This window comes from Pseudomonas sp. RIT-PI-S (genome assembly GCF_025642975.1).
Taxonomy (GTDB): domain Bacteria; phylum Pseudomonadota; class Gammaproteobacteria; order Pseudomonadales; family Pseudomonadaceae; genus Aquipseudomonas.
This window is the reverse complement of the sequence record NZ_JANZKJ010000015.1, coordinates 1-20,660: the sequence shown is the minus strand read 5'-3', so window position 1 is coordinate 20,660 and position 20,660 is coordinate 1. Positions and strand designations below refer to the sequence as shown.

The window sequence follows — 20,660 nt, the reverse complement described above, 5'->3', positions numbered from 1 at the left end:
GCGTCGCTTACCAGTTATAACGAAGCCCAGCGCTGACACCCCAGGGTTGTTCGAGCGCATCACCATGGGCGTAGTCAAAGCCTGCATTGGCCTGTAGACGGCTACCGAAATTCACCGCAACGCCCAGCCCCAACTCCGCACGGGAGCCCGCAAGGTCATTGTTGAACCGGTTGCCGTTGACCGAGACGTCATTGCGCTTGGCGAACTCATGAGCCAGCGCGGTGCGTACATAGGGTTGCACGCTGCGGCCCTCGCCCAGGTCCAGGGTGCGGCCCACGGTAGCGCCGACCTTGCCCTGCAACGAACGCGAATGGTCACCATCGGCAGCCAGGCCGTTGTCCAGGCTGAAGCTTTTACCCTGCACGACGAGTGTGGAGACCTGGGCATACGGTTCTACGAACCAACCATCGTTCAGCCCGATATGGCGGCCGAACTCCACCGAGCCCCCCAGGCCGAGGTTGCTGTAGTTACCATCGGTGCGGGTACCGTCGCTGAGGGCGACGTCCGCTTCGTTGCGAAACCGGTTGGCCTTGGCAAGCGCATCGAAGTAATACCCGCTGCTGGCGTCCAGCCAGGTTGCATAAAGCCCGGCGTAGTAGCTGTTCACCGTACCGCTGGTGCCCCGTTGCAAGTCGAGGTCCGATTGGCTGTAGCCCGCCAGTACACCAGCGATCCACTGGCCATCCCCCCAAGGCAGGGGTGCGTCCGCGCCCAGAGACAAACCGTGCTGCTGCTGCCGGTAGCCAATGCCAGAGGTGGCCTGCACGTTGAACTGGTTGCCATAGCCACGCATCCAGCCGCCTGGCGCCGCGGACCGCCAGCGCAACTCGCCCATGCGGCTGCGCAGTGTGGTCAGCTCGCCGTACCACACCGAAGGCGCCGTGTTGAACAACGCCAGGGCGGAAGCGGTGCCAGGGCTTACTGTTCTGTCCGAACCATCCAGGTACCAGCTTTTGCCATCGTCGCTCGCCAGTTGGTAAGACCAGGTGCCCAGGTCTACCCGCCCGTTGAGCAGCGAGAAATCGGCGCCGCCATCCGCGGTGCGGGCCACTTCGATGTGTGGTTGGGCGGCGTCACTGCCACTGCTGGCCACATTCAGCACATGGCTGCCGCTGGAGGTGCCGGTGACGTTTACAAAATCGGTCAGGCCGGTGGAGAAGTCCGTGTGCAGGTCGAATTGGCCACCGCTGCCGCCGAGGTTTTCAACGTTCAACGTACGGTAGCTATCACCCTCGCCCAGGCGCACCACGCCGCCATTGAGCACAAGGTTTTTCTGAGTGGTGTCTTCCACCAGCGCCCAGGTGGCACCACTGGCGATGCTCACGTCATCCACGTGTTCCAGCCGGCCGGTGAAGCGCGCGCCATCGCTCATCGCGAGGCTCGCCGTGGCGGTATCACTGGCAAGAAAGTCCCCCACCAGGCTGGCCCCCTGCCCCAGGGCGACGGCGAAATGAGCGTTGTCACCCGCGGCCAGATTACCCTCCAACGTGGACCCGCTAACGTTCAAGGTCGCCTGGGATCCGTCGGCCACGTCTACCAGGGTGCCGTTACCGCCTATGAGGGTGGCGCCGTTGCTCAAGGTAATGTCGGCCTGGCCTCGGCTGCCGGGATAGCCGACCGAAATTGCAGGGCCTGACAGGCCTTTGACGTATGTACCGCTCAGTGCGATGGTTGCGCGGTCCGTGGGTACCAGTTCTTCCACCACGATGCCGTACTCTCCGCCGAGCACTGAGCCGCCATTGGCGACGAGGTTCGCCCCCCCCATGTAGATTCCGGCGACGTCCGTGCCGGCCACGTAGGTGCCATCGAGCGACAAGGTGGTGCCGGTAGCCAGGGTGGCCCCGGTTTCGCGGCCTATTAAGCCGCCGCGGGTGACTGCCGCCGTACTGCCCGGCTGCAAGCGTAACGCCGTGTTGTCGGCCCGCACCATGACGTTAGTGAGCGTTGCCGAGCTGTTGACCAGATCGACCCCAGTGAGCGCCACCGCCCCGCCGACCACGGCGCCGCCGTTGAGCACCAGCCTGCTATTGGTGACCCGCGTAGAGGCCAAGGTGGCGTTGCTGCCTGTCAGGGTAGCGCCGTTGATTACTTCGTAATGATCCACAGCGCTGGAGCTGTCGATCTGAGTGTCTTGGGACACGAGTTGGAGGCCCCACGCCGTAGGGCTAAGGCAACCCACACCTACTATGACGGCCAGGCGAATACGCGCAGCCAATGGCCGCGGCTCAAATAAGAAAAGCTTCACAAGAATGCTCCCGGTTACTTACAGCTAGAAGGGCTGAATCGGGCGGCAAGGTTAAGGAACCCCCGCACGCCCGTAAGTCGGAGAACTCCTAAACCACTAACCGAGCCGACAGCTGGTGCAGGCAGCGTCGATGCTGGTGCCACAGGGGCCACTAGGTAAGTAAAACGCCGCGATGACGTTGTCCGGGGCAGTTGCCACGGCTTGCTTGTCACCGGCTTGGATGCTGTAGCTCACCTGGATCATGCCTTCGTCGGAGCTGCTGCCGTTGTACCTAAACGTCACTGCCCCGTAGGGGTCATACGGCACCAGCCAGCTGAAACCGGTCAGCTCATCGGCGGCCAGCGTATGGTTTTCGCTGAACTCGCCGCCGTCGTCTTTATCGATCGCCGTTATCTGGTCTCCGTCGAGTGTGGTGCCACTGAAGCCCTTCCAGTTAAGGGTGACCACATCGCCTTCCACCTGGTTGTGAGGCGCTTGCGACAGATCGGGGATCAACACTTCTATGTACTTGATGCCATCGACCACGGTCAGATGACTGCACCCAATGATCAAATAGCCTGGAATCGACGCATCATCTCCCTGTGCAAAACTCACCGGCGTTGCCACCAGTGGCAGCGCGGACACATCGACGGTCGTGCTTGGCGACTGCTGGTAATTTTCCTCTGGCGCATTTGCCAAACGGATGCGGTAGAACACCTCTACCGCAACCTGAGCCAGCGTGGTTTCTATGGCGGCCCAAGGGATGGTGACCTCGACTTCATTGGCTGCAATGTCGTCATCCGTCAATGTGTACTGCTCGAACGGCGCGGCCCCCCAGAAAAACTCGACGGTTTCGCCGGCTTTCGCGTCGGGATACACGGTAAACGTCAGGGTCGCTGCCTTCCCCAGGTCGGCCTCGGGAATCTCATCTTCCTGGCCACTGGAACTGGTCACCGCCACCGGTAGCAATTGATCGTTGACCGGGTCTGGCCAACCGGGGTTTTCCGGGCCGGCTTTGCTCAGGTCCAGCAGCACTTTTTCGACGGGCGAAGCTGCTGAGGACCAGTCCAGCCGCGACACGGTATAAGTCACGTCCACCTCGACCTCTGTAGCCGAGGTGCCGAAAACGCTGAGCAGCACCTGCTGCGGCACATCGACCAAGGCCTGATACGCGCCGGGGTTCAGCGTATAAGGCGGCAACGTTTGGCCGCCGAAGGTCACCGTGACCTGGTCGCCAGCTTTCCAGCCTTGCATCTCAGGAACGTCTACATACACACCGTCCTTGGCGTCAGCCCTGTCGATTACAGGGTCTGCCGCAGGCACCGTAGGAGCGCCCAGCGTACTGGGCAGCGTGCCCAGAACCAGCGTGACCGCCGCGCCTTCTGACACGGCCGAGATATTCCCGGCCTTGTCGGCCAGCACGTAGCCCAGGAAAAACCGCCCGTCGCCTTTGGCCACCATGTTGGCCTCAGGAACTTGCACGGTGGTGCCGCCGGCCTGGGTGGCTTGAGGCGAAACCAGCAACTGTGGCGGGTTACCACCCGGCAGCTCTTTCTCAAGCCACACGTACACCATGTCCCCCGGCTGATGGTCCGGATACCCAGGTATTTGCAGGGAGAAACCCGCCGCCAGGTCGGCGTCGGTCACGATTTTCGAGGCAGGAACGGGTGCAGGTGGGTGCTCGATACCGGACCCTTCATAAGGGGCGACCTTGTCCAAGCGCACGAGGAAGGGTTCGCTAGGTTCGTCGGCGCCATTATTGATGCTGATCAAAACCCGCAGGTAGACGTCGCCCTCCCAAGGCAGGGCTGCAGGCGGGATAGTGTACGTATGGCTTTTATCTCCCCTCGCGAGCGTGGCTTCGTGGAGCAAGATGTAAGTGCCATCGGGGCTTCCACTGGCCGCTTCGAGCTTGAATTTGGGCGGCAGCAGGCCGCCGGACACCGCCCACGTACCTGTGATATCCAGGCCATCGCGCCATTCAGGGCGGAGCAAGGTCCGGTCGTTATCGGGGTCGCTCAAGTCTTTATCGACGAAGTACTTAGGGTCGATGGTGATCACCGGCCCCGCCAGCGGCCCGAGCGAGTCGAGCAGGCGTTGGTGGCGGGCTTGGCGGGTGGCAACGGACACGCTTGCATCGTTGAAGATAGTCATAACCGTGTTCTCCTTGGCCACGGCAACCTGAACAGGCTGCCGGGCTCGGCAGCTGTCAGAAGGTGAAGCTAAGGGTTGGGTCTTGCAAAACGGCCTGGCTTTGGGTGCCTTCGAGCACGCTCAGCGGCAGGGGGAGCAGAAGGTAGCCCGAAAAGCTGAATCCAGGCGCCAGTTCTACAGCGGCCTGCACAACGATATAGGGTTCTGTGTTCGGGCCCTCCGATGTCACCACGTTGTCAGTCAGCGTTCCCCCACCGGCAATCTTGGTAAAGACTGGCGGAACCGGCAGGGGACTGCCCGCCATATTGGCTGTCAACGTAGCGGAATTGCCATCAGGCGCTACCTCAGCCATGACAGTGACGATATTGCCTTTGATCACCACCACCTTGCTGGTAGTAATGTTCGAACCGACCTTGATCTTGATGTCTTCGATGATGAAATCAGTATCGATACTGGCCGGTGGCACGTACTGCATGTCCCCTGGCTCGAATTCATCGCCGGGTTCTGGCACAGGTTGTTGAAGCGTGCCTTTGAGCCCAGTGGTATCCCATTCCCAATCACCCGCCGCGCCGCCTCGAACGAAGTATTTTGCGCTAGCGCCTGCCACCGCAATCTGAATAGCCGGCGATACCACGGCCTGCTCTCTGACCACGGTGATCAGGGCTTGGGTGGCCTGGTTGGCACGAGTTGCAGTAAGGCGCACCCGTGCCCAGCGCGAAGTGAGTTCAGGGGCCGTGTACAACCCGCTGCTGGAGATGGTCCCCTCGTTGGCCGCCTCGCCGTCCACTAGTTCGACCGCCCACTGAATGTCATCGGAGGCGTTGGTAGAGAACTGGAAGGTATTGCCGGCGCCGACTATAACTTCCTGGCGGTTGAGCGCCAGGCCGGTGCGTTCGCTAGATACATTGCCGTACATCACCAGGTCGCCTGTTAGTACGGCACCTTTTAGATGAACGGGACGCTCACCCGCTAGTACAATATTTGAAAGGCGAGCGGTATCTACTGTAAGAAGGCGCTCTTCAAGGCCTTTAAATACCGCCGACCCCAAGATCACCGCAGGATTTTCGTTACTTCCGAAGCATTTTTCTACATCCAAATGATCTGTCCGCATCCACCCGCCAGAAACAAAAGAAAAACTTACAGAACCTGTTTCATTCACGATAGGAGAAAGCCAGGTCTGCATACTTAATGTTGTTTCTCCAGTACCTATGTCGCCCTCTACCAGCCAACTAATCGCCCCTTCTATCCTAAATACTATGCTGGCTGAATCTAGATGGAGGGGGTCATTATAAACTCTACCTATATAAAAAGTCCTCAGCTGCATAAGTGCAACGGCCGCAAGCGCTAAACGGCCAGTATCCTCGGCACTTAAATCCCACTTGCAATCATATGTTCCACTAGCCCCTACTAACCGAAGCCAAGGCCTGAGCTCCACAAACCCGGCCTCCAGGCTACCCCGAAGGCTATTTTTACCATCGGTCATTTCACCAATGAACGCTGGGAACAACAGATTTTGGTAAACAAACTTCTGGCTCAGCACCAACATCGCCGAATGCCCATCAGGGCTGGGGTCGAGCAGATAACGCCAGGTTGGATCGGCCGCGGTTGGCCGGTCTCCCACGGTGCCGCCTTTCATGCTAACGAAGGCAAGCACGGCGCCGTCACCGTACCGAGCGCTGTCGCGCTGTTTGCTTCCGGGTGCAGGCTGGGTGAGCAACAGTATATGCTCCGGCTCGAACGGCGACCCCGCCTCGCCCTTCAGCTCGCTGAGTACATATTCCCGCACTTCCGGTGGCTTCAGTTCAAACGCTCTTTTGATCCAGGCGCCGGCTTTCTTTTTTTCGTTGAGTGTGGCGCCAAACTTTAGTAGCGGTTCGCGACCACTTGCCGTGTCAATGATCACCTGGTGCTCGCGCACTGAGACGCTTTTATCGCGAAGCGTCACGATTGATTGATGGACGTCACCGTTGATGGGAGATTCGTAGGCGATGGATTTCAACTGCCGGGTGGCACCAGAGGTATCCCAGTCGAACCGCATGCCGCCCAGCCCCTGAATACGCAAAGTAGCAGTAGGCGCATCGAGGTCTGCGTTCTCGAATGACAGCCGAGGTTTGTCGAACACATAGTTGTGAATTTCCGCAACCCGGCCACTGCCCAAGTCTATGGTGCCGTTGACCGGTTCGAGGTAGCTGTCGCTGTTGAAGCGCTCGATATATTGCTGCAACAACAGAGTATTGGTTGTGGCCTGGTCGAATGCGAGCATCGCGTCCCAACGTTTGGTCCGAGGCTCTTCTCTGAACCAGTCCAACAACTGGTCGATGTTTTCATAGGTGTTGTTCATAGGGCTTGTCCTTTATTTTCCTTGGCGGATTGATGTTGTTCGGCCAACAAGTGGTCACCGGCGCGCACGATCACCGTGGCGTCGCCTGCCTCCAACAACGTGTGCAGCACACCGTCGCAATAGAACCGGCCTTCACCGGCGTCGTTGGCCGCTTCAATACGCGCGCTGATCACATCCAGTGGGTCGTAGTGGTAGGTGTTAGGGGTTTCGCCGGCCAAGCCCTCCACGTGCACCAGGCGGCCGAGCTCGTCGTAGCTGAAACTGCGCCCCCATTCGTCGTTCAGCAGGTTGCCGTCGGCGTCGTAGGCCAATGCCACTTCCGGGGGATAACCGCCGTCCCCTTCGTTGACGATGCCGGTGAGTTGAACCGGGTCTTCAGGGTTCTCGAACAGGTACAGGGCCACGTTCATGCCCTCGCCAGCCGCCTCGGCCAGCGCCTTGCCGGTGCGCCCGGCACGGTAAGCCTGTTGGGCGCGGCGGGAGGCCTGCTCGGTCCAGGTGGTGATCACCAGGGTGTGGTTGTCGAGCGCGTCGCATTCGAAGATCTGCGCACTGATCTGGTTGCCGTACGGGTCCAGCGGGCATTCCGGCCCTGTGCAGGCATAAATGCTCAAGCGCCCACGGCTGTCGTACTCGAAGGTTTCGTCTCGCAGCACGCTGCCGTCGGCAGCGGTGAGGGTTTTACGGGTGATCCGGTCCAGCTCGTCGTACTGCTGGGCCAACGTCTCACACTCGCCTTGGGCGAACTGGAAGCAGCGCTCGGTTTCGCGGCCGTAAGCGTCGTAGCGCAAGCTCGTGGCCAGTGACGTGCGTGCCTGCGTGTCGACCGTGGTAACCCGGCTATCGCGCCCCAAGGCGTCGTATTCAACCGTGCACTCCAGGCCATTGGCACTGCTGGCCTGCAGGCGCCCGCCATGGGCGGCATCGTAGCGGTAGCTTTGCTGTTGGCCGGTGACGTCCGTGTAGCTGAGCAAACGCTCTTGCACGCTATAGGCGTAATGCATCACCTGCTGGCGACCATCGTGCTGCCGCGTTTCGCTGAGCAGCCGGCCGTTGCTGTGGTAGCTACGAGTGAGCACCTCCTGCTGGGCACGCAGGCAGCGCACCAGGCGGGCATCCTTGGGGTCGTATTCGTAGCGTTCCTCGTTGCCTGCCAGCGCCGCGGCACCCTCGCCCACTCGCCGCAGGATGGGCTGGTCGCCGAGCCTTGGCTGGTACTCGTAGGCCAGGGTGATTCCTTTGGGAGTGATCACCGTTTCGGGGCGGGTTTGATTGTGCTTGTAGCTGAAACGCCGCTTACGGCCACCGGTCACCGCTTCGATCATTCGGCCCACCCCGTCGAACGCCTGGGTGCCGAGCAGGTGTTCAGTGCCCGCGGGATCTACCACGGCGATCCGAGTAGGCAGGTCCTCGACGGAATGAGCGGCATAGCTGCGCTTGACCTTGGCACCGTCTGGCAACGTGGTTTGCAGGTCGCGGTCGAACAGGTCGTAGGTGTACTGGGTTGTCTGCTTGAGCGGGTTGACCTCCTTGACCTTGCGGCCAAGCCCGTCATAGGTGTACTCGTACAGGTGGGTATCGCGCCCCGCCTGGTCTTCCCGGCGAAGTGTTTTCACTGCTTGTTCGAAAGCGTTGAGGTAGGTCACTTCTTCGCCGCTGATGACGCTGCCGTCCCTACTCTCAAGCCGGGTACGGCGCACCTGGGTAACGCCTTCATTGGGTACCCCCAACGGGTCGACCAGCTCGACCCGGCGCACCCCATCCGCGCCCAGGGTGGCGCAGCGCTCACCCCAGTTGTCGTACTCGTAGTGTTCGGTCATCGCCACCGCGCTGCGTTGGCTGCCGAAATCGTCCCACTCGGTGGCTTGCCTCAATTGCCCCAAGCCGTCGTAGCGCGCCGCATAGGTTTGCATCTCAGCACTGGCGCCGGGCTCGCGACGGTGCTCGGCGATAGCGCGGCCCAGGCCATCCACCTGGGTGCGCAGGCGCAGGCCCTTCACATCCGTCACGGTTTGCTCGGCGCCGGCGCCTGCGTTATCCACCAGCCGATAGCTGAACACCCGGCTGGCTTCCTGCGGGGTGCCAGGGGCGATGGTTTCTTCGACCACCCGCTGCAAGGCATCGTAGCGCCTGCGGATGTCGACGTTTTCGTCGTCGCCCTGGGTGTCACGCTCTAGCAGCATCAAGCCGGTTACGGTCGATTGCTCCAGGTATTTGACCTGCTGGGTGCCGTCGAATCCTTCGGTGGTGATGTCGGTTTTCAGTACTGTGGCGCCGCCCGCTTCACCGTCGCCCAGCGCGTAGGCATAGCGCTGCACGGTGGCCAGGCGCTCGTCACCCGAAAGCACGGTGCGCTGCGTGGCCAGGCGGCCCAGCGTGAACGCCTGAGCAGGGTCGGCGAACCAGGTGTAGGTGTCCAACCGCACCGGAGCCGCGGACTTGGCTTCGGTCAAGGTCTCGGTGTGCGGCAGCACTGGCCCGGGCCAGGGCGAGGTATCGAGTGCCGGCAGCTGCTGGTAGGTGCTGGTGGTTACCAAGGTCGCGGCGCCGGGCTCGGCGAAACGGGTGCTTGGTTCCACAGTGCGGGTATGCTCGTAACGGGTAAAGCCGTGGGGATCCTTGGGGCAGCCGTCGCTGTCATGGCCGCCGGGGTAATACGTGTATTGGGTAACCACACCGGTTTCAGCGGTGTGCTGAACCAGGTTGCCGTGGCTGTCGTAGTCGGTTTCAACCACCTCTTCGCGCACCGCGCTCTGGCCGTCCAGGCGCCACTGTGTAGTGACCTTCTTCGGCAACTGGCATTGGTTCGGCTGCGCGGCGAAAGGCTCACCCGGCCGCCAATGGAACTCACTGCTCACGGTGTGCACATGGCCTTCCTGCTCGGTGCGCTCCTCTTGCAGCAGGTGCAGGCTGTTATAGGTACGCTTCACTCGGCGCTGCTCGCCCGCGCCGGTATGGGTCGCCTCGCTCCAATAGGTGAAGTGCCAAGCGGCCTGGTAGAGGTTGTCTTCTTCCTCGTGCCAGGCACCTACGCTGGGGTAGCCCAGGAAGTTTTCGCCCGAGTAGGCATAGCGGACCACCTGATCGGGCTGGCCGCCGCCGGGTGCTACCGAATGCAGGGCCACCCGCGGCAAACGCGGTTTGGCATCACCGGGCACGCCATGGCCGGTGGCATCGTACTCGATGGTTTCACGGGCACCGGCAGGCGTTTGCACCTCGGCCACGCAGGTGTAACCGTTGACTTGGCGATAGCTCAGGCGCCAGCTGGCCGCTTCCTGGGTAGGTAACACCAGGCGCTCCAAGCGCCGGGCATTGAGCTCAGCCTTGAAGGTGACCGGGTCTGCCTGGCCTTCGGCTGGGAACACGAAGTCGAGGAATTCACCGCCAATGGCGTCTATGCGCAGCAACATGCGCCCAACGTCGTCGGTTACGCACCGCAGCCGGGCGTTACCCTCATGGTCGCTGTAGCTGAAGTGAAGCCGATGGCCGGTTGGCGCAAGGATGGTTTTCGGTAGCGCCAGGTCCCCCACCCCCGGCACCTCCAGCTGTTCGACCGTGCCGTCGCGGTGCACCAGGCGGTAGCCGGCGCCGTCCCTGAACAGGCGGCAAACCGGCACCTTGCGCTCGACCATGGTGTATTCGTTATCTTCACCCACTGCGTTGAGCGAGTAGGCTTCGCCGCTGCTAAGGCGCAACCGGCCTTTGCCATAGGTGTCCACCTGGCTCAGGTTCAGTGCCCAGCCCAGGCCGTAGCCGGCATCCACGTTGTTGAACGGATCGAAGCCCAGGCGCAGGGCCAACTCTGGCCCGGCCAACTGATTGGCCTGCACCGGCGGCAGCGCCAACTGCAGGGTGTACTGCCCGGTACGTGGGTCTACCCCCCCTTCTAGAAAGCTCAGGAAATTGAACGCGTTGGAATGCAGCGCCGAAGCGGGCGCGCGGGGTGTCTTCTTGCTGTGGGTGCCAGCGGCTGTGCCTGTTGTAGCACCGTTGCTGGACCCTGACGCTCCACCGTCGTCGGCGGGCAATGCGCCGGCGGGGTACACCATGCGCAGGTCGTCACGGCCGCTGGTTTGGTTGTTTTCAGGGCGAAAACCAATGGCTACGCGGTGCAAGTTACCGACGTTATCGCGTAGCCTCATGCTCAAGGGGGAGGCCATTTCTTTTTGCCAGGCCTTCACTTGGTCACCCGCGGCTTGATCGGGCCATTGATAATGCATGTCGCCGCGGCGTTCGAGCAGCACCGCCACGCTGCCCACCGGCGGCGTGCCCGCCAGCTCGTCGAACAGCGGCACTGACTTGGGTGGATCCGGGTAAGGGCCGTTGGCGGGTGTGCGAATGGGCAACCCCGCCTGGCGCTGCTGCGCGTCGAGCCGTCGCAACGGGAGGCCCAGGCCCACGTATCGGCTGCCCGGAGTGCCCGCAACCGGTGCCGTTCCGTTCAGCGCCGCCGCGGTATAACTGAAACCACCCTCCCCCCAGAACTCAGACTCCCAGCGCACTTGGTTCACCACCAGCTCGTCCGGAGCCGGCTGCGAATCGTCCGGGTTGCTGATAAGGCCCATCGAAACGAAGGTACGGCCCGGCTGGGCCAACGACAGTGAATAACGGGTGGTGGTATCACTGGCCATGCTGTACCACTGTTCCAGCTCACCGTCTCCGCCCGTGTACTCCCGGCCACGCCAATAGGTGGGTTTATCGAGCTGGGAACTCTGCCCCTCGTCCCCGCCGTCGGGGAAGCGGTAGGCGTGCCGATCGAAGGGCAGCACCCGCTGCGGGGTAATCGTCAGCGAGGTGGGGCCTTCGTAGGCGGCGCTGTCGGATTCGTAGCGGCCACCCATGCCACCGCTCGCGATGAAGGCGGCGGCTAACTCCAGCGGTGCGGTGGAATGAGTGTGCACGTACAGCGTGCGAGTGCGGGTGCGCTGCACATCACCCTCGGCCAAGGGAGAGACGCTAGCCTCGGCCTGTGTGCCTTGCGGCAGGTCATAGCGGTTACGGGCTGTACGAGTCGCCCACAGGCGGCCTTCGGCCAGGCCCTCTTCAAAAGGCTCAAGCATCGGCACTTCGTTACGCGTGGTTTTGTCGATCAAGTGCACCGAGGCCAGCTCGACCGGCGAAATCGGCACGTGCCAGGTGCCGGTTATGGGGTCGAGGATTGGCTTGGTCATGACGGAGATCTTCACCGGCACCTGCTGGCCACCGTTGGCATAGAGCACGTTGCCGTAATCCACGGTCAGCGAGAATTTTGCCAACTCCGACCAAGTGTTCTGCGCGGCACTGGCTTGCCCGGTCTTGACCACCGCATAGCCGGCGAGAACCCCGGCCGCGTTGAAATACACCACATCGAACGGCAACGTCGGGTTAGCAGGCGGGCTATACACCCCCTGCTCGGTAATGCTGCCCTCACCGATCACTGACCAAGGGTTTTCGTTTACCCCCACGGTGTGGGTTCGGCCATCGGCCAGGGTGATGACCCCATCGCTCAATTCCAGCACCTTGAACCTGCAGGTGCTGCCCGGCATCACCCGCTCGGCCAGCGCTGGCTCCACACTGAGTGGGTGCTCATGCTTCACCACGATCAACCCTGCCCTGCTCGCCGGGCCAGCGTGGGCCGCCCGGTTGTGTTGCCCAACCTGCACCCATCGCACCGCCAATGGTGTATTCAAGTCCGTGGGCGCGGTGTATTGCGCCAGCCGCGGCTGAGCAGGGTCGGCTTGCACCGCTTCCCCGGCCAGCGGTGTATCTACCAGCGCCCACTGGAGGGTGTTTTCGTCCAGGCTCAGGGCGCCTAGCGTTCGGCTTTTGGCGTCATCGCGCCACAGGTTCAGGACCTGCATCGGTGCCTGCTGCATAAAGGCTTCGCGGCGGATCTTCACCACCGTAGAGGCCTGCACGGTTTGCCCGTTGACCATGCGCTGGGCAATGAGGCTTACCTCGATCACATCCGCGGGAAACGAGGCCGCCGCCGGGGCGGTAAAATTCCCCGCCATGTCGATGGTGCCAGCCTGGGCCTGCGAGGTGTGCGGAACAGGTGGCAACCAGGTAACGCCGGGCAGCGGCGTACCATCGCTGGCCTGCAAGGTAAACCGCAGGGTTTGCCCCGCCACCAACTGCGCTTCGTGGGGGACGATGGCCAACTCGCTACCGCTGCCCTTGAGCTGCCCGAACACCGCCCAATCCTTGGGGACGTGGCGAACGCCTTCGCGCAGCACCTGGTCGTCGCCGAAGGTGGTGTGCCGGATGCAAGCCGGCAGGGCCCCAGAGGTTTCAGAGGCGAGTAGGTCAGCCAACTCATCCTTGACCAACCAGGTCACGCCATAGAGTGGCTCGCCGGCGGCATTGGTATCCGAGGGGATCAGGTAGGGGAAGTTTGGCCCCGGCAATCCGCTGCCGAAGGTATCCGGCGTATTGAGCTGCATGAACACCAGCAAGGCGCCGTCGTCGGAGGTCTCCGGGTTGGCCTGGAAGGCCAGCCGCAGGTCCTTCACGCTAAACCCGTCGCGAACGTTCAGGTCTACGCTGGCCAACGGCACCTGGCTAAAGGCCCGGGGTAATCCCTGTACATGGGCCAATAGCGTGCTGGCAATGCGGTTGGCGCCCTCGCTATAGGGCCACAGGTTGCAGCTGGCGTTGGTGGCCGTGGTCAGGTCGAGGAACAGATGGGCGCGGTTCCCGAACGCATCGATGGCCACCTTGACCTCGGCGGTGAGGTCAAGGTGATAACCGGCTTCGGCGCTGATCGACTGGGTGGTCAGCAATTTACCGCTGGAGGCCGACCGCCCCGGGATTTGCCGATACACCCCGGCCCCTGCCACCAAAGGCAAGCGCACGGCAACCCGGGTACCGATGACCTGGCGCCCCAATCCCAACTGGGGAGCGCCCAAGCTTAAGCCCTGGGCCTCGAGGAATTCGCTGGCATCTTGCAGTAAGTTGATCCTGGCGCTAAGGGCGGGCAACCGGGACATGGACGCGTCATAGGCCAGGGCCAGGTGCTCATTGATTTGGCGTTGGCTGATGGCCATTACCGCGCCCCAACCCAGAGTATGGCTTTGTTTCTTTAGTTCCAGGAGTAGTTCGTCAAGTCTCATGTTTTATCTCCGCTTATTAAGCGACCAACTGCAATGGAGTTGATTTCTGCAGCATGAAGTTCTTTGTATCGAAGGCAATTTTCACAACGATGTAAAATTGTTCGTTCAGCATAAGTTGCTGCAAGAAACTTACGGGCAACACGGTGGCAATTTCATCCGGGGCCGACGCGAGGCCATCGAGCAGGGTATAAGTGAGCTCACTGCCGTCTTGCCTGGACACACCAATGGCACTGACCAGAATGCGTTGCCCCTGTGCCATTAGTAGCCAGGCGGGCTGTATCACATCGGCTTGGCCACCATGCGAGGCAATTAAATCCCTAATGGATAAGGGAGAGCCGCCGGGCGCCTGCGGGCATTTAATGTTCGTTAAAGCACTAGCAGGCAGCCTGTTCACCAGTAGCTGGTAGTTCGGGGATTTCATTACCGCCCCACTTGCGAGCTGGAGGGTGTAATAAATGGGCGCGCGCTTGGCCTCCCCGCCCATGTTGGGCGCCAGGTATTGCGCCGGGATGAAGAACGCACGCTCTTGGCCACTGATAGGAGTGCTGGTTTGGTAACGCCCACCCGCGGGGTCACCGTCGTAGTGAACGCTCAGCACTTCGCCCGGCCGCAAGGCAAAGTCGGCAGGGACCTCCACGCGCAGGCCTGCGGTCACGCGCGACGCCTCAACGAAGCCCTTGAAGTCCCCCTGTTCCTGGCCTTCGGCAGTGGCCTGGGGCACATTTGGCCAGGTCAGAATGCGCCCGGACTGCACCTGTACCCCCAGCGGCTGCCCGCTGAAGCTGGCGCCTACGCGGTCCACCTGCCACTCGAAGGTAACGTCCTGGCCATCGTTGGCCAGCAGCCAGGCCTGCGGCAGCGTAACGCCCAGGTAGCCGGTTTTCACCGTGGTCAGGTCGGCAATGGCCTGGATGCGCAGGTCTTCGGTGCCTCGGGTGGTCGAGACACGGAGCAGGACGATGTCCCCTCGCTGAACCACATCGGCCAGCGGAATAAGAACGTCCAGCCCGCCCGGGAAATCGGCAGGGTCAATCTCGGGTATATCCTCGGCCCGGGTCACCCCCGGCAGCTCGACCGGCCCCTCGCGGTCGGGCAACTGAGGCACTACTTCGTAACGCTGGCGGGCAAACTTCGCCGGTACCCCGGCGCTGCCGCCCAAGGACAGCTCTACGTAAAGGTCGACCGGTTTTTTCAAGGCCTGAGCGGCGGCCAGGAAGGTTTTTTCCACTTGCCACATCAAGGGTTGGCCGAGGTGCTTGGCCTCGATCACGAGCTGGTAGCTCCTGGCCTGGGGGCTGCCCTCTGGATCGCGAATGGCATGCAGGGTGGCCACATCCCCCACCCGCAGGGAGGTATACGCCGGGCCTACCACTTCGACATTCCCAGTGCTGAGCGCAGGTGCGATCTGCAACTGATGAGAGTGTCGCACCTGTATCACAGGCGGCAGACGGCCCACGTGCAGGGCCAACCGTTGGCTGGATGTAGCCTCGATGTCGCGTTGCTTTCGCAACTCCCAGTTCAAGAACGCTTGGCCGCCAACGGCAGGTGTGATTACCATCTTCGGCAAAACGAAACGTAGGGTTCCGGTGGCGTGGTCGTAGTCGGGTTCGCCGGGGCTGAGCGTCCAGGCCTTCGTCCAATCCGAGACACGGCCATCGGTAGCAACCGAATACCAATGGACCACCACCTGATCGGTTATCTCAAGTCCGCTGTAAGTGATTGTCGCTGGCAACCCTTGCGCCGGCACTTGGACTTCATCCAAGTAGCCTGCTTCGATTAATTCGGCGATGACGGGGGGCAAAGTAGGATCTTGCGCCGGCATGGCATACACTCCGTGGTAACTGAAGCACCACTGTGGCAAACGCCTTCCATGCTGCCTACCTAGCAACTTTGCTAGGTGAGCGATGTGCACCCTTTATTTCAAATTTATCGGAAACCAAGAATTCTCTAACAGCGTGAGCGATGCTGCTCCCCCTAACAAAGTTGCTAGGTCTAAATCCTTGTGGTGCACGGCATACTCTTTGAGACGTCAGGAACACTCACTGGCTATTTTCAATTGCCTAGACCTACGGGAAAACCGACATGGCCAATGAAAACATTCACACTAATGCCCAGAACTTCCCCAGTTTCGCCAGCGGCGGCGTGGACCCGCGAACGGGCTTGTATACCTTTAGCCTGGCATTGCCGAGCATCATCTCGGGTGAACTATCGGGGCCGGAATTTTCCCTGGCGCTGATGTTCAACCCTATCGGCGGAGACAATTGGGGGCTAGGTGCGGGTTGGTCGACCAATCTGTCGCACGTACACCTGAGCGAACCGCGCATGCTCAAGCTCAGCACTGGCGAACAGTTCAGGGTCGATGGCAGTGGTTCGGAGCCTGGTATATCGGAGCGCAAGCTGCCCAGCTTCCGTTACCTGCAGCACAGCCCGTCGGCTGCGCAGATCATCCATCGCACCGGTGCGGTGGAACACTTGAGCAACCCTGGGGTGGGCGATTATCTAATGCCGCACATGCTCCAGGGCCCGACTGGCCATGCACTGCACTTGACCTACGAGAGCGATGAGGGCCGGCCTCGGCTGTCGACGATCAAGGATGACCACGACCAGGTGCTGCTCCAGTTGATCAAGACCGGTACAAACCTGATCCGGATCATCACCCCCAGTGGCGAACTCGCCATGAACTTCGCCAACGGCAGGCTGCGCAGCCTCGACCTGCCCGAGGACGTCGGCGGCGCCTGGGCGTTCGAGTACACCGGCGACAGCGTTCCCTATGCCAACATCACCCAGGTGACCCAGCCACTGGGCGCGATCGAGCGCCTTACCTACGACGGCTATCACTTGGTGCCCGGCAACGGCATGCCCAATGTACCCAGGGTGAGCCGCCACGAAGTGGATGCCGGGCCGGGGTCCGCTGTGATGGTGAGCCAATACCGTTATGGCGACGACAACCACAACTTCCTGGGCTTCGGCGGGGTAAACAACTGGCAAAGCGACGGCACCGACAACCTGTACCGGGCATCACCGGACTACACCTACAGCGTGGTTCACATTCAGCAAAACGATGATGAAACCCGGACCACCACCCGCGTGTACAACAGCTTCCATCTGTTGATCAGTGAAACCACCCAACAAGGCCAGTGCATCACCGAACGAACCACGCAGTATCACCTCAAGGCCGGTGCCGCCTTCGAAGCACAACCGCCGCAGTTCCAATTGCCCAGCAGTGCGACCACCCGGTGGCGGATTGAAGGCCAGGCCAAGGCGCGCGTCGAAACCACCACTACCGAGTTCGACGTTTACGGCAACCTCACTTACCAACGCCTGCCCACTGGCCAGGAGACCGAGTACACCTATTACCCGGCGGCAGGGGAAACCGACGCAGAAGGGGTCGCCTGCCCAGCCGACCCGTGGGGGTTCGTACGGCACTACCGCACCATCACCGTACGGCCAGCGCGCAAGCCAGGCGACCTGTGGTTCGACGACGTCACCGTGACGACCTACCGCCACGGGCGGGTCGAGTGCGTGAGCGCGACACCCGGCAAACCCACGCCGCAAGGTGCTGCCATACAAGCGGTGAGCATCCATACCCAGAGCACGCGAGGCGGGGTCACCGCGCACCACGAGCAGGCGATCGAGTATTACCACTCCCCTGCCAGCGAAGGACGCCACCAGCATGGTCGGATAAAAACCCTCCGGGAAACCTTATGGCAAGCGGCAACACCTGAGCAGCGCACCACGTCCGTGGAACAGCACCGGTATGAAAAAACCCAACCAACCGCCGAGCGGGCGCTCGGCAGCCGCTTGCGGACCCACGTGCAGTACTCGGCCCATGATGGCTGCGGGCACGCCGCGGTACGCGAGCAAGACCTCGCCAGCGGCTTGACCTTGTGGAGCAAAGACACCGAGGGCACCGAAGTTGTATATGTTTACGATGCCTTGCAACGGCTGATAAGCGCCTGCGTGCAGGATCCAGAGGCACCCGCCGAGCGGACCTTCGCCTACCACCACAGCGGTAACAGTGGCCTGCCCGAGGCTGAGCAAACCAGCGCCGTGGGCGTAACCACCCGCACCGTATACGACCGCCTGGGCAGGGAAATCCAGCGCCATCGCAGCGAGGGCTGGCAAGCGGGCGAACGCCCCGGCAGCGATGGGGGGCTGTACTGGGAGGGCCGCTATGACGCTTTCGGTCGGCTGGTCGAGGAAATCGACTACGACGACTGCGGCAACGAGGGGGCGGTGGTGTCACTCAGCCGCGCTTATGAATACGACGACTGGGGCCAGGTAAAGGCGACGCTGCTCCCTGATGGCACGCGTCAGGTTAGTGAAACGTCACCGTTCGGCGAAGCCGGGCCGATTACCACCCACTGGCTGGAAAGCATCGCTGCCAGCGGAGGCCAACGCGCCGTCCAGGGCAAAACTCGCACCGAGCTGGGGATTTTCGGCAAGCCCGTGCTCACCGAGGTAATGCTGGCCGAGGGCAACGTTGAGCAGCGCACCCGTTACACCTATGACGGCTGGGGCCAATGCATCGAGCAAACCGAGCAGTTTCGCCTCGGCACAACCCTGGGCACGCCGCAGCGCACCCTTATGCGCTACGACCCCTGGGGCCGCGTGGAGCAAACCACACAGCCCAATAACGACGTGTTCGGGCAAGGCTTCGCCGCCCATAGCCGCGAGGCGTGGGTCACCCAACTCAACTATGCCCAGTACGGGGCCCCAAATCCAAGCCCTGTGCTTTTGGCGCAACGCACCTTCGACGGCCTGGGCCGGGTGACCGAACAAACCCAGGGCGGCCGTACCCAACGCTACAGCTATGACGGCGCCAGCCCTTCGCCGAGCCAGGTCCGGCAGGCCGATGGGCAGGTAATCCACTACACCTACAAGCCAGCCCTCACCAGCAGCCCGTTGACTGTCCAAGGTGGCGGCATGAACTTCCGCTACGGTTACGATCTCACCACCGCGCAGCTGCTCGCCGCCGAACCCACCGATGCACAGGGGCAGGCCTTGACGCACGGCCCGGCGGCCATTGCCAACACCTATCGGTACTCGCGCACCGGCCAATTGCTGGAGGACCTGCGCACCGATCAGGGCCAAACCTACACCACCCACTATCGCCACAGCTTTGCCGGCCGCCGAGTCAACCGCACCGACCTGGCCTCCGGCGCCAGCCGTTATCACTACGATAGCGCCGGGCGGCTGCACCAGCAGCACGCCGAGCAGGGCGCCGCCGTCGAAACCGCCACCTTGACCTACGATAGCTTCGGCCAGGTATACCAACGCACCTGTGGCGCACAGACCACTGAGTCGACCTACGATAGCCTCGGGCGCGAGACCGAACGGCGCACCTTGCGCGATGGCAGCCTGCTGCGCCGCTACACCCACGCATTCAACGGCAATGGCCATCTGGCCAAGCGCTTGACCTTCAACGACACCGACCAACAGGTGCTGTGCGAAACCTTCGTCTACGACGTACGCAACCGCCTCATCGAACAGGCCAACGAAGGCTCACCCAAGGACTTGCCGCACGACAGCTTCGGCCAGCCATTGGCCCACCAGCTGTTCGAGTTCGATGCGCTGGACAACCTGACGGCGGTGTTATCAACGTATGCCAACGGCGAAATGCGCGTGACCGAGGCGTACTTCGAAGGACCGGACCCCTGCCAGCTCAGTCGTCTGATGCACACGCACATTGCCGTGGACAAAGCCGTTAAAACCGTTGAGGAGGAAACCTTCACCTACGATGCCAACGGCCGCCTTGAAGGGCGCAGCAGCGGCTGGCAATTGAGCTATGACGCCTTCGGCCGTCTGGCCAGCCTAAGCCAACCGGGCGCCGCCCGCCGCCGCTACCGCTACGACCCGCAGGGCAGCCTGTGCGCTGTGGATGACGGCAGCGGCGACCAGCAGCGCTTCTACGATGGCCTGGCCGTGGACCACCTGCGTCGTGGCGCGCAGGTTCAGCGTTACTTGACCGCCGCGGGCATTCCCTTGGCGATGCTGCAGGCAGGTGAGGCCGGGGCGACCGCGTTACTCACCGACCGCAACGGTAGCGTGACCGGGGAATGGCGCGAGAACACCTTGCACGCCGCCGTCTACGACGCCTATGGCAACAGCCAAGGGGCCGAACCGCTGAGCTGTGAGTTGGGTTTCAACGGCGAGCTGCGCGAAGGGCCAGGCAGCGACCTTTACCTGTTGGGGCGCGGTTACCGTTTGTACGACGCGACGCTGATGCGCTTTCTCGCCCCGGATGACGCCAGCCCGTTCGATGAAGGTGGCTTGAACCCCTATGCCTACTGCCGGGGCAATCCGGTGATGCTCTCCGATCCAACCGGGCATATGCCGCAATGGACGGCCAGCAACCTGCCGTATTACGTGCCGCCACCGGAAATGCAACAGCAGGAGCAAGGCGGTGGCTGGTTGAGTGGAATACTGAAGACCGTTGGTTGGTTGTTCATTGGCTATGAGGCGTTCTCGCTGCTCAAGCTAGGCTTCCTGGCCGCCACCGCCGCCACCGGCGGGCTGGTAGCCGTGGGGGCCGCGGCCGCCGGGGTGGTGGCATTGGGGGTTGGTGTGGCCTCGATGCTCGACGAGGACAACGAGGCCCTGACCTACGCCGCAATCGGCCTGGGGGTGTTCAGCGGCATGGCTTCGAACCAGGCGTTCAAGGCGCTCAAGGCGGGGCGAGCGGTGGGAGCGGCACGGGGCATTGGGACGGGGATAACGGATTTAACGCCAGGTTCAAACATAACCGGGGACTTAGCCGACCATGTAGATGATTTAGGGCTACCCCGTCTGTTTGACGAAGGTGGCCCACCCGGGTCGGCGAACCGCCGTGCCAGTACCGGCGCGGTTA

Annotated in this window: 6 protein-coding genes; 1 reads left to right on the top strand and 5 read right to left on the bottom strand. The window is 62.0% G+C overall.

Annotation, left to right across the window (positions count from 1 at the left end; translation table 11 throughout):
• Window positions 1-7 precede the first annotated feature (7 nt).
• The 5 genes from OGL93_RS22255 to OGL93_RS18395 all read right to left on the bottom strand — a co-directional run bounded on the left by OGL93_RS22255 (window position 8) and on the right by OGL93_RS18395 (window position 15,632).
• Window positions 8-2,140, bottom strand: a complete 2,133-nt coding sequence (locus OGL93_RS22255; RefSeq protein WP_263264293.1) for an autotransporter outer membrane beta-barrel domain-containing protein — start codon at window positions 2,138-2,140, stop codon at window positions 8-10.
• 201 nt (window positions 2,141-2,341) lie between these two features.
• Window positions 2,342-4,378 carry a hypothetical protein gene (locus OGL93_RS18410; RefSeq protein ID WP_263264292.1) on the bottom strand — a complete coding sequence of 679 codons (2,037 nt, stop codon included), beginning with the start codon at window positions 4,376-4,378 and terminating at the stop codon, window positions 2,342-2,344.
• 55 nt (window positions 4,379-4,433) lie between these two features.
• Complete coding sequence (locus OGL93_RS18405; RefSeq protein WP_263264291.1) at window positions 4,434-6,719, bottom strand: hypothetical protein; 2,286 nt, start codon at window positions 6,717-6,719, stop codon at window positions 4,434-4,436.
• The gene (locus OGL93_RS18400; protein ID WP_263264289.1) at window positions 6,716-13,810 is read right to left on the bottom strand and encodes a hypothetical protein; all 7,095 of its coding nucleotides are present in this window, start codon (window positions 13,808-13,810) and stop codon (window positions 6,716-6,718) included. The genes OGL93_RS18405 and OGL93_RS18400 overlap by 4 nt, the downstream gene beginning before the upstream one ends.
• A 16-nt stretch (window positions 13,811-13,826) precedes the next feature.
• Window positions 13,827-15,632 carry a hypothetical protein gene (locus tag OGL93_RS18395; RefSeq protein ID WP_263264288.1) on the bottom strand — a complete coding sequence of 602 codons (1,806 nt, stop codon included), beginning with the start codon at window positions 15,630-15,632 and terminating at the stop codon, window positions 13,827-13,829.
• A 260-nt stretch (window positions 15,633-15,892) separates the two neighbouring features.
• Here OGL93_RS18395 and OGL93_RS18390 point away from each other — a divergent pair.
• Window positions 15,893-20,660, top strand: a 4,768-nt coding sequence (locus OGL93_RS18390) for an RHS repeat-associated core domain-containing protein (protein WP_263264287.1), incomplete at its 3' end; no start/stop codon positions are given.

Excerpts from the sequence above, each read along its gene's own strand:
- OGL93_RS18410 (WP_263264292.1), bottom strand. The coding sequence starts at position 4,378 with ATGACTATCTTCAACGATGCAAGCGTGTCCGTTGCCACCCGCCAAGCC.
- OGL93_RS18405 (WP_263264291.1), bottom strand. The coding sequence starts at position 6,719 with ATGAACAACACCTATGAAAACATCGACCAGTTGTTGGACTGGTTCAGA.
- OGL93_RS18395 (WP_263264288.1), bottom strand. The coding sequence starts at position 15,632 with ATGCCGGCGCAAGATCCTACTTTGCCCCCCGTCATCGCCGAATTAATC.
- OGL93_RS18400 (WP_263264289.1), bottom strand. The coding sequence starts at position 13,810 with ATGAGACTTGACGAACTACTCCTGGAACTAAAGAAACAAAGCCATACT.